Genomic DNA, 9,753 nt, shown 5'->3' on the forward strand with positions numbered 1-9,753 from the left:
ATTCCAGGGGGCGCACGCTTCGGAGGAGCCGGGTCGAGGGTGGCGGTCGAGCCGGTCCTCCTGGAGGCGCCCCGGCGCGACGCCCCCTGCCCGCCGCTTCCGCCCGGCTGATCGACGCCGACGCTAACGCAGACGACCGGAGCGATCTCCCGCAAGCGGCAGAGATCGGCGAAGCCCTCTGCCGCGGGAACCCGGATCAGCGAAACCTCCAGGCCGCCGTCCGCCCACGTCGTACCGATACGGGGCCAGGTCCCCTCACTGAGGTGCAGCGGTCAGTGAGCGTCGAGGTGACCACGGCATCGGCCCGCGGCACCGGCGATGGAGCCGTCACGGAGGCGCTGCTCGTCCGGCGACACTTCCCGGGGGAATCCGTTCAAGGCGTTCGAGAGCTCGTCGGGCATCGAGCTTGCGGTGGATGCTGCCCAGCTGTGTCGTCGCCGTGCTGCTGCGGACGACCAGCGACCGGTATGTCTCCGACGATCCGATCGAGTGGGTGTGCAGCCGGGTCGCATCAGGTGCGAACCGGCCGGCCCGCTCGACCTCGCGCCGCACGGCACCCGGTGCCGCTGACGGGCACGCCGTCGTCGGGTCGGCGCAGGCCTGGACGGCTCGAGAGGCGGAGCGATTGGCGCGCGGCGATGACAGTTGGCACGCCGGCATAGCGCTCGAGCGAAGGTTTGCGCGCAAGACGCGCCTCGGCCGGGACTCACTTTCGGTCCAGCGAAGGCGGAGGCGCCTGGGATCTCGAGGTTCAGCATGGTTGACCTCCGTCAGAACTCTCGTGCTCCGGGTCTGGTCACGGGACTGATTCTCATCGAGTCGCACTAGCCGTCGAGAACCACATTGAACCCTGGGAGTAGCCATGTCCGATTCCTTACCCTCAACCGAGGCCGCACCCGCTGGGGGCTCCAGCAGATCGATCTCACGCCGCGCGGTTGCCGCGGGCGCAGCGTGGACGGTACCGGTTGTCGCCGGCGTCATCGCGGTGCCCGCCACCGCAGCCTCGCCCTCGGGCTCCATCGCCTTCGGTCGCAGCAGCTACGAAACCCATCCTGACCGAATCGTCACCGGAATCTCCGGATCGCTGTCGAAGTCCTCCGGGACCTTCCCCGCAGAGGTCACCCTGACCTATCCGGCGGGGTTCTCGGGTCCCGCGACGGCCGCCGTCGACCTGTCCTCTGGACGATTCCTTCTGGACGCGGTCCGTGCTCCGGCAACGCCGAGCTCGGGGCTCGTCCACGCGTCCGCGCCGGGCTACGGGTCGGCGTCCGCCACCCTGTCTGCACTCGCCACGCCGATCCTGCCCACGGCAGGCCCCGCGGTCTCCTGGGGCTACATCACGATGAACGGAACCGGAGGCAGCAACCGCAACTACGCAGCCGCTCCCACCAAGGTCGTCAACGCCGGCTACACCAGCTACCTCGACATCGCTCAGGTCGGGGACGAAGCGACCTACGTCATCACAGGCGACGGACGCTCCCTGGTGTCGTTCCTGTACGCCGCCGTCACGGAACGACGGATCACCGTTGCCCTGAACAACGGCGAGACCCTCGCGGCTCTCGCCGGGGGACCGCAGTGGATCGCCGTGCTCACCTCCGAGGGACGCGTCTTCACCAGTCACTACTCCGTCACCAACCTGACCAACGCGTACCAGCGCGTCGTCCCGGGGCTGACCTTCGTGAAGATCGCGCATTTCGACTCGGACGGTGCCGGCGCTGTCGGTCTCGCCTCGAACGGAACCGTGTGGATCCTGCGGGCCACCGCGGCACCGATGCAGGTCACCGACAGCTCGAACGCACCTCTCTCCGGCATCGTCGACATCGCTGCGGGCAGGAATCCCAAGATCACTGCTCTGAAGTCCGATGGCACGGTGTGGAGCGTCGGTGCAAGCTCGGGGACCTCCAGCTCAACGCCCTCCTCGTCTCTCGCTCACCAGGTCTGGGCCGGCGCCGAAGGAAACCCCCTCATCGCGTCCAGCCTCGCCGTCCATTCCAGTCCTTACAGCGACTCCGCGTACGTCACGGCTGCAGTCGGTCGGGACGGTCTGATCTGGGTCTGGGGCAGTCGTGTCTCCTTCCAGGTCCGCGGTGCGAGCGACACTGCGCGCTTCGCCCGAAGCGTGGACGTCGTCACCGACCTCGGCCTCTCCGGGGTCTCGGTCAAGAACGTGTCCGTGTCGGCTCCGATCTTCGTGACGCTCTCGAACGGTCGCGTTGCGAGCTTCGGAAACCCCGGCGACGAAGGCGAGCGCGGAGACGGAACCTCCTCGAACTTCATCGCGGCTGGAGGCGAATCCTTCACGCCGAGCTACGTCGTCACCCAGCAAGGTGTGCCGATCGAAGGCATCGACCGCGTCGCCACCACACGAGGAGGCGGCTGGGCGATCATCGCCTGACCGAGCGGAACGGGGACGCCCCGATCGATGGGCGTCCCCGCACCCGCCTTCACGCAATCACTCCTGACTGCGTGAAGAACCCGAAGAATTCCGTTCTCTTCCAGAAACCGGATCCGTCTCCGACCCGGATCGCCACCCTTCTCCTCCTGGGAGTCGTATCACTTATTCGTCATGTCGTGTTCGAACCTGCTCGGTCCTTGCTCGACATCTCACCCGGGCCTCCTCGCGGGTGACGTCTCCACCATCCTCCCTTTCGCGTCATTCGACTCTCGGAACACCGCGCGGCGCGGTCGCGACAGCACGCGTGCCCCGCGCCAGGGCGTCTCTTGCGAGAGGACAGAAGCGAGAGCCACACCTCTGGACTCGGTCGGAACGAAACGACCATCGTGTGGCTCAGCAACAAGACGCCGACCACCACATCGATCGAGATTCCGGAAGGAAGCTGTCATGACCATGGAATCCAGCAATTCTTCAATCCCACCGATTGGTCATCGCGAGACCGGATCGGTGACACGACGAGCTGTCGCGGTGGGCGCTGCATGGACGACCCCGACCGTTGCGCTCGTCATCAGCGCTCCCCTCGCCGCTGCCTCGACCCCAGCAGAAGCGGGCGTGCACGTCATCCCTGGAAGCGTGGTGCAGGGAGTTCAGAACGGTTTCGTGGGAGGCACGTTGATCCAGGTCCGCGACGAATCGGGCCGAGGTGTAGCCGGAAATCCAGTCCGTGTCTCAGTGCTCGCCGGAGAGGTGGAGTTCTGGCCGAACTACACCAGAACGAGCGCGAGAAAGACGCTTGATCTCGTCACAGACGCAGCCGGCTACGCCTACATCGCAACGGAACACGCAACCGACTTCACGGGGGTTGTCACCCTGAGAATCGACGCCGGGCCGGGCTACGGATCCACGACCACCACTCAGACGATCATCCCCTCCCGACTCGTCGAGCACTTCGGCATCCTGCTGTATTCGAAGTACGAATTCCCAGCAGGACCACATCAGCCGGCCTTCACCAACCTCGTCGTCAGCAACACTGAGGGGAACACGAACTCGAGCGGCGGCTCGAACAGGTATCCCGACAACAACTTCGGCTTCACCTATTACTCGATCGGGCTGCCTTACAGCCAGAAGAAGATCGGCACAGGCGTCGACTTCTCTTTGACGGGAGGCGGTCCTCTCATGTTCTCGACAGGACTGTTCTCCGCGACATTCCCCATTACTCACAACAGTGGAACACCGAACACTTTCCCCAGCTACGGCAGCATCCAACTCCCCGCCAAGTCGATAATCTACAACCCCGGCTACAGGTGGCCGGCGGGTTCGATTTCGAAGATCTCGACTGCGGGCACGTATCTCACGACCTTCCTGCCCTCAGGAGAAGCCCTTCCCGTCGCTATCTACACAACGATGAGGTGACCTGCCCGACCACTGCCTCAGGATGACGATCGAGCTCGAAAGCACGCGTGAGACCGGCGTGAGGTGAGAACGGATCGAGTCGCGCGCGAACAGGCCGGTCATCGACCCGATCCCTTGAGGGCTGCGGATTCCCGGGGACGTCTCCGTCGTCTCGTTTGACGACGAGATCGCCTCGCACCTGCACCCCGGGTCGACGACGGCCCGCATCCCCCTTTGAGGGCGTGCGACGCCAGGCCGTCGACCTGCTCCTGGGCGGAGTGACGACCGAGGCTCGTCATGATGCCCATCATCATCCGCGGTTCCCCAGCGCCTCCTCGCCAGCCGTACGCGAATCGCTCAGAGGACGAGGGTCGTCGGCCGGAACGCCTGGACACGGCAGCGACGGGTGACGAAGGTGCTCGACAGCACCCGGGCAGGCGCCGTTGTCGTTCGAGCGTGGAGATCGAGTCGCCACGAGCAGTCGACGCTCCAGCTCAGACGCACCGGCGCGCACGAGCGCCCGGAGTCCGGCACACGTGCTGACCCCCCTCGCGGGTGAACACGAGAGTTGCGGCGGCGGGCGAGGCAGGCGATCGGAGGCGGTGAGGAGCATGCGGACGGCGGCGCGCAGGAGGCCGAGATGCACGCTGCGACCCAGGTCTGACTCCGTCCGTCGCGGAGGCATTCGAGACGAGTAGGCGAATATCCGGGCAATTCCTCAGCACGGGTCACCTCTTGTGAGAATCAGCTCTCGGAGGCTCTACTCGGTCAGCGACACCTCTCGGGCGAGGCCTTTCAAGGCGTCGTAGAGCTCGTCGCGGGTGGAGACATCCAGCTTGCGGTAGATGCTGCGCAGCTGCGTCTTCACCGTGTTGGCGCTGACGAACAGTGCCGCGGCGATGTCGCTCGTCCGCTCACGCAACGCCGCACGTTCCGCGACGTCCCGCTCGCGCTCGCTCAGCGCCGACGCGCACACGGCGAGGGCCGGCTCCCGGCGTTCGACCGGGACGACCGTTCCCTCCCGCTCCGCGATCCGGGCCGTGACGGCGCGGTGCTCGTTCTCGGGAAGAGCGCTGAGGAGCCAGTAGAGGCGGTACTCGACCGCGAGGTCCGTGATGCGGGCGAGATCCGCGTCGGAGCGCTCCGGGGCGGCGACGAGCGTCAGCAGCTCGGTCCGCGGGACGAGCGACGCCGCCCGCAGGGAGGCGACCAGCCGTCGGGCGTCCTCCGAACGGCCGATACGGGTGAAGTCCAGTGCGCGCAGGGCCGTCACGAGCTGCTCGAGCACGGTCCCCGTCGCGGTCGCGGAGCCGAGTGCGGCGTGCGCGAGGTCCCGACGCCCGGCGGCGGCCGCTCGGAGGTATTCGGTGATCCGCACCGCGTCCGCCGTCATCCCCGTGAGTGCTCGAGAAGACAGAGCTCGGAGGCGGGAGTCGAGCTCCGCGGCGAGGCGATGAGGGCGTTGCTGCTCCCACTCCACGAGGGCGAGGGTGCGGAGGTAGTGGGCCCAGCGATGCTCGACCGACACCACATCGATCTCGGACATGATCCGACGTGCGGTGTCGCGGTCGAGCTCGTCGAAACTCAGCTGCGCCCGAGCGAGCGCGGCCGACACCCCGCCTCCCAACGGCTCTGCTCCGCCGTCGCAGAACTCGCGGAGGATCCGCTCCGCCTGTCCCCGGTGCCCGTGCAGAGCGGAGAGGAACGCGGCGGCCCCGCCCGCCAGCGACCGCATCCGCCCGGGCCGCGGGGTGAGGTCGGCCAGCCGGGCGGCGGACTCGTACTCGCGGCAGGCCTCGCGCGTCGCCCCGACATCCTCGAGCGCGCGAGCCCACTGGTAGTGCAGCTCGGCACGCGCTGCATCGACGCCGGCGTCGACTCCGAACGGGATCCCCGCCAGAAGCGCGCGGCACTCCGCGACAGCGGGCATCGCCTCACGAGCCAGCCCTGCCCGCCGGAGCTCCACGATCCTCGCGGTCAGCTCGACCGGCCCGACCGGCTCCCTCCACTTCCGAGCGACCGGACCCCACTGGCTGCGCAGGAAGTCCCTGGAGCGTATCCATCGCGGACGCTCATCCAGAACGCTCTCCGGGAGCCGCTCGAGAATCTCGAGAAGCTCCCGGCCTCGCTGATGCACGTCCTGGAACCACCGCTTCTCCAGAAGATCGACCACGACCCCCCATTGGTGCTCTCTCACGGCGGCGGACATGATCACGAAGCCGTCGTCACCTCGCATCGGGCTCGTACTCCGCATCCCCTCGGGGACAGCTCCTCGGTCGCTCTCCTCGCCCGCCCACAGCTCCTCGGTCACGCTCTGACCGCCGACGGAACCCGAAGACGCCTCGGAGGTGATCACCAGCGAGGTCCTCGCGTCGGTTCCCATCAGAACCGTCGCCGGTGCGATCTTCAGGAGCGCCTGAACCGGCGAGGCAGTCGCCATCGGCGCTGCGACAGGCGAGGCGATCACCGGCGCCGTCCTCGTGGCGCCGGCGGCTCCGGTACGTCGGTGGACCCCGGTGAAGGTCTCGTCGCCCTTCAGGGGAGGAAGTGGTTCGGTCATGACAGAGCTTTCATGTCGTCGGCCGGTCCGAACCACCTGATACCGCACGGGCGTATCCGAGAGATCCGGGACCGAATCGAGAGAACTCGATCAGCGAGGCGTTCTCGCCCCGGCCAACACTGCGGGTTCTGATGAACCCGCGTCGCAGCGGCTTTCGCTCAGGCGAACGTGGGCGCCGAACTCATCGCATCGACTCGACGACCACGGCCACGAAGCACGTGCTTCCTCGCGTCATCGCACTCGGACGCTCACACCGGATCGAGCACGAGCAGTGCCGCGTAGTCCGTCATCGGGATGCGCACCCGGAGCGCTGCGCCGCGACCGGAGAACTGCAGGTCGAGATCTCCGGAGTAGCCGACCACCCGCTCGCGCAACCGTTGGAGGCCTCGCAACGGCTGCCGGGCCTCCTGCGGTCCGACCCCGTCATCGCGGAACACCACGCACAGCACCGGACCCTCTTCGAACCCGATCTCGAGCTCGACGTGGTCCGCCCTCCCGTGCTTCAGCGCGTTGGACAGCGCCTCCTGCACGATCTCGACGATCAGCACTCGCAGAGAGATCTCGAGGCGGGGATTGTCGAGTCTCTCGAGGCGTTCGAACCGCTCGTCGATCGAGACCTCGAAGCTGATGCTGGAGGGCAAGCGGCTCAGCAGCAGACGGATGGCCTGCGGCGCACCGAGCTCGATCGCGGTCGGCCGGAGCGATTCGCTCGCGGCGCGCACATCGCGCTCGCGCAGCACGAGCAACTCCTGAAGCACGATCGCGAGTTCGTCGTGAGCGTGTGCGGCGGTCGCACCCAGCTGATCGAGATCTCGCTGGACGTCCCGCACGCGGCGCTCGACCAGGATGACGGACTGCTGCAAGGAACCGTGCAGACGCTGCGCCACCTCGGCTCTGACCTCGAGCTCTCGACGGGTGATGCGCTCCAGTGCCTCCGCCGCATTCGACCGTGCCACCAACTCGGCCTGCTCCTGCAGGCGCGCGCGAACACCGAGATCGACCAGCATCAGTCCGGCACCTGCCAGGAGCACCAGCAGGATCGTGATGAACGCCTGCTTGAAGAGCAGGCTCACGAGGTCGCAGGGCTCGAAGGCGAACGTCAGCGGCGCCCGCGCGGCCACGAGGCTGGACAGGACCACCAGGAGTACCGAGAGCACCCGTCCGCGACGACTCATGAACACCGGATTGAACAGCAGGTACCCGGTCGTGATGAAGGCGACACTGACGGCATCTACCATGAGATCGGCCAGGACCCGAGCGTTCTGCGAACCCTCGTCGCTCGTGCTCCACGTCACCGCGACCCGCATGATGCTCATCCAGCACAGGGAGAACGCCTGACCGAGGACGAACCGCGTGCCGTCGATCGGCTTCCGTCCGTCGTCCTCGGGGCGCGGATTCCTGGACAGTCTCCGAGCGATCATCACCCGGTCCTCGACGTGTCGCGCAGGAACGCGAGCGTCGCGACGACCCGGGCGTTGAGAGTCGTCGCGGCCGAGATGCCCAGCGTCTCGTAGATGAGCTTCAGATGACCTTCGACGGATCGCACCGAGAGATGCAGCGACTCCGCGACGGACTGGTTCGACATCCCCTGCGCGACCAGGCGGAGGACCTCCATCTGCCGATCCGTGAGTCGTGCCAGTTCAGAGCCTCTCCGCGCGCGCGAGACGTCGATCAACTCCGGATCGAGCACGACCTGCCCTTGAGCCGTCGCCCACAGCGTTCTGATGAGCGTCTCCATGGTCAGTGAGGACGACTTGGACAGATAGCTCCACGAGCCGGCGACGTCGGCCGGCAGCCGGAGGACGAGATCCATCACGTCGTGCGCCGACAGCAGGAGGATCGCCAGGTTCGGATCCCGTCGTCGCAGCGCGACGCCGAGCGCGACGCCGTTGCCGTCGTTCAGCTCGACATCCAGGATCGCGATGTCGGCCGTGCCGGGGACGATCCTGGCTCTCGCCTCCGAGGAGCCGGCGACCGACACGACGACCGCAGTCGTCGGGTGAGCGCCGATGAGGGCCGTCAGCATGGACCGGTACAGCTCTTGATCCTCGACGACCGCCACTCGGAGCGGTTTCACCACGTCCGTCTCACAGCGATCATGCGCACGACCATAGCCGGGGCCGAGCGGTGACACGGGTCTCGAGTCCCGCTGCACACGTGCTACCACGTGTTCTGATCCGGGTTCTCTCGTGATTCGGCGTGCTCAGGCCGCGCCCCGCACCATCACGCTTGCGGTCGTCCGCAGTTCTGCTTCCCGCCCCGACATCCCTCTGCCAGGGTCCCTCCTGTTCGTGTCCTGATCCACGGCTGCTCGAACCGAGTCAGCCCTTCTCGCGACAGGAAAGAGGGCGCAGTCCATGCACTTGTTCGAGATCGGAGACGGTCGCTGGGCGGCGCGCGACACGCCGTCCGCTGCCGCGCGCGGCTTCGTCGTGCAGGTCGACGACGCCGACACCCCGTACTTCACCGCTCACGCCTTCCACATCGTCCGGTCACTGGGGGAGCATCTCGGCGATCACGCGAGTCGTGAGGATGCTCTCGCCGCGATCGTCCGCCACGCCGCCCGCACGTCGCACGTCGCGCGCTCGGAGCCCTCGCCCTCTCGAATCGTCGAGCACCGCGGACACCGGCATTGAGCGGTCGAACGGTCGAGGAGCGACGAGCCCGCCCGGCACCGACCCGGTCGCGCCTCCGACGAGGGCACGGACCGGGAGTCCCTGCGGCGAGGCGGAACATCCGAGAACGAGGAGTTCAGCACACGAGAACCCCGGCACTGCGGTAGTATGTCAGGACATTATTACTGCACCAGAAGGAGCCGAACCGTGCCTCTCGTCCGCATCGACATCACCCGTGGCCGCAGCCGCGAGGGCGTCCGCGCCGTCGCCGACGCGATCCACACCGCCATCGTCGAGACCTACGGCATTCCGCCGCGGGACCGGTTCCAGATCCTCACGCAGCACGAGCCCGGCGAGATCATCGCCGAGGACGCCGGGCTCGGATTCGAGCGCGAGGCCGACGATGTGGTCGTCGTGCACGTGTTCACCCAGCGCGGCCGCTCCGACGAGATCAAGCAGCAGCTCTACTCGCGCATCGCCGAGCGCCTCGCCGAGGTCGGCGTCGCGGGCAGCAGCGTCTTCATCGGGTACGTCGAGAACGGCCCGCAGGACTGGTCCTTCGGCTTCGGGACCGCGCAGTACCTGACCGGCGAGCTCGCGGTGCCGCGCCCGGTCCCCGCCTCCGCGTAGGCCCTGTGCCCGCGAACCCGGTCGAGCGCGGCTCCGCGCTGACCGCGTGGGGGCAGGTGCTGCGCGACCTGCGGCGCCGCCTCGACTCCGGCGAGCTGACTCCCGGGGCGAGGCTGCCCGCGGAGTCGCTGCTCGCCGAGCAGTACGGGGCGAGCCGCGTC

Annotated in this window: 9 protein-coding genes; 6 read left to right on the plus strand and 3 right to left on the minus strand. The window is 67.5% G+C overall.

Going from position 1 to position 9,753, the window contains the following annotated elements:
• Positions 1 to 985: 985 nt before the first annotated feature.
• The 3 genes from NB037_RS17080 (at position 986) to NB037_RS17090 (ending at position 4,025) form a co-directional block, all read left to right on the plus strand.
• Positions 986 to 2,395 carry a hypothetical protein gene (locus NB037_RS17080; RefSeq protein ID WP_251947911.1) on the plus strand — a complete coding sequence of 470 codons (1,410 nt, stop codon included), beginning with the start codon at positions 986 to 988 and terminating at the stop codon, positions 2,393 to 2,395.
• A 447-nt stretch (positions 2,396 to 2,842) separates the two neighbouring features.
• Positions 2,843 to 3,808: a hypothetical protein gene (locus NB037_RS17085; RefSeq protein WP_251947913.1), complete on the plus strand. Its 966-nt coding sequence runs from the start codon at positions 2,843 to 2,845 to the stop codon at positions 3,806 to 3,808.
• Between the two features lie 127 nt (positions 3,809 to 3,935).
• Positions 3,936 to 4,025 (plus strand): hypothetical protein, encoded by a 90-nt coding sequence (locus NB037_RS17090; RefSeq protein WP_251947926.1) that lies wholly within the window; start codon positions 3,936 to 3,938, stop codon positions 4,023 to 4,025.
• A gap of 522 nt (positions 4,026 to 4,547) precedes the next feature.
• On the opposite strand, the gene NB037_RS17095 is transcribed toward NB037_RS17090, so the two are convergent.
• The 3 genes from NB037_RS17095 to NB037_RS19960 all read right to left on the minus strand — a co-directional run bounded on the left by NB037_RS17095 (position 4,548) and on the right by NB037_RS19960 (position 8,427).
• Positions 4,548 to 5,717 carry a helix-turn-helix transcriptional regulator gene (locus tag NB037_RS17095; RefSeq protein WP_251947915.1) on the minus strand — a complete coding sequence of 390 codons (1,170 nt, stop codon included), beginning with the start codon at positions 5,715 to 5,717 and terminating at the stop codon, positions 4,548 to 4,550.
• 878 nt (positions 5,718 to 6,595) lie between these two features.
• Positions 6,596 to 7,654, minus strand: coding sequence for a sensor histidine kinase (locus NB037_RS17100; protein WP_251947917.1), 1,059 nt, complete (start codon positions 7,652 to 7,654; stop codon positions 6,596 to 6,598).
• Between the two features lie 113 nt (positions 7,655 to 7,767).
• The gene (locus tag NB037_RS19960) at positions 7,768 to 8,427 is read right to left on the minus strand and encodes a response regulator transcription factor (protein WP_251947919.1); all 660 of its coding nucleotides are present in this window, start codon (positions 8,425 to 8,427) and stop codon (positions 7,768 to 7,770) included.
• A 277-nt stretch (positions 8,428 to 8,704) separates the two neighbouring features.
• Between NB037_RS19960 and NB037_RS17110 the strand changes: the two genes are divergently transcribed.
• From NB037_RS17110 to NB037_RS17120, 3 genes are all read left to right on the plus strand, one after another.
• A complete protein-coding gene (locus tag NB037_RS17110) occupies positions 8,705 to 8,983 on the plus strand; it encodes a hypothetical protein (protein ID WP_251947922.1) in 279 nt (92 codons plus the stop codon).
• Between the two features lie 186 nt (positions 8,984 to 9,169).
• On the plus strand, positions 9,170 to 9,592 hold the full coding sequence (locus tag NB037_RS17115; protein ID WP_251947924.1) for a tautomerase family protein: 423 nt from the start codon (positions 9,170 to 9,172) through the stop codon (positions 9,590 to 9,592).
• 56 nt (positions 9,593 to 9,648) lie between these two features.
• Positions 9,649 to 9,753, plus strand: a 105-nt coding sequence (locus tag NB037_RS17120) for a GntR family transcriptional regulator (RefSeq protein ID WP_251947928.1), incomplete at its 3' end; no start/stop codon positions are given.

The organism is Rathayibacter rubneri (genome assembly GCF_023743255.1).
In the GTDB taxonomy this organism is placed as follows: domain Bacteria; phylum Actinomycetota; class Actinomycetes; order Actinomycetales; family Microbacteriaceae; genus Rathayibacter; species Rathayibacter rubneri.

What these genes read in the sequence shown, in the direction of transcription:
- NB037_RS17100 (WP_251947917.1), bottom strand. Translation starts at nt 7,654, where the DNA reads ATGCGGGTCGCGGTGACGTGGAGCACGAGCGACGAGGGTTCGCAGAAC.
- NB037_RS17085 (WP_251947913.1), top strand. Translation starts at nt 2,843, where the DNA reads ATGACCATGGAATCCAGCAATTCTTCAATCCCACCGATTGGTCATCGC.
- NB037_RS17110 (WP_251947922.1), top strand. Translation starts at nt 8,705, where the DNA reads ATGCACTTGTTCGAGATCGGAGACGGTCGCTGGGCGGCGCGCGACACG.
- NB037_RS17095 (WP_251947915.1), bottom strand. Translation starts at nt 5,717, where the DNA reads ATGCCCGCTGTCGCGGAGTGCCGCGCGCTTCTGGCGGGGATCCCGTTC.